Here is a 484-nt window from a genome sequence, read left to right as displayed (position 1 = left end):
GGGAGGCTCGGCCGCGGGAGGAAGCGGGGCCACCGCCGGGAGCACGGCCGGGAACGGGGCTACGGCCGGAAGCGGGGCAGCGGCCGGGAACGGGGCCACTGCCGGGAGTGAGGTGGCGGCCGGGCCCGGCAGGGACAGCGGATGTGTGTCGCCGGTGGCTGCCGGATCGCGTGGCAGGCCGTGGAGCGCGCTGCCGGCCATGGCCTCGGGGCGGCCGCGGGCGCTGTCGGCGGCCGGTGGCCGGTAGTACGGCAGCAGCGCGTCGAGCATGCCGGCCACGCACAGCGCCGCGAACGGCAGCATCGCCGTCACGTACGCATAGGGCATGTACCCGTTCCGGAACATGAAGGCGAACTGGATCAGCAGCAGTACCGCGACCATTCGCAGACGTCTGACGAAAAGCGCCGGGAACGCGGCGACGACACCCGCGCACAGCAGATAGGGGTCGATGCCCAGCCACAGGCTCGCCATGCCGCGGGTGCCA

1 pseudogene is annotated in these 484 nt (G+C 73.6%); it reads right to left on the bottom strand.

Annotated elements, in window-relative coordinates:
* Window positions 1–484 (bottom strand): annotated as a pseudogene (locus AC5LSR_RS07175) (4-amino-4-deoxy-L-arabinose transferase); the annotation flags it as partial.

The sequence above is a fragment of the Protofrankia sp. CiP1_Cm_nod4 genome (assembly GCF_982290645.1).
Note: the sequence above shows the minus strand (reverse complement) of the source record. Positions and strands in the feature narration are given on the sequence as shown.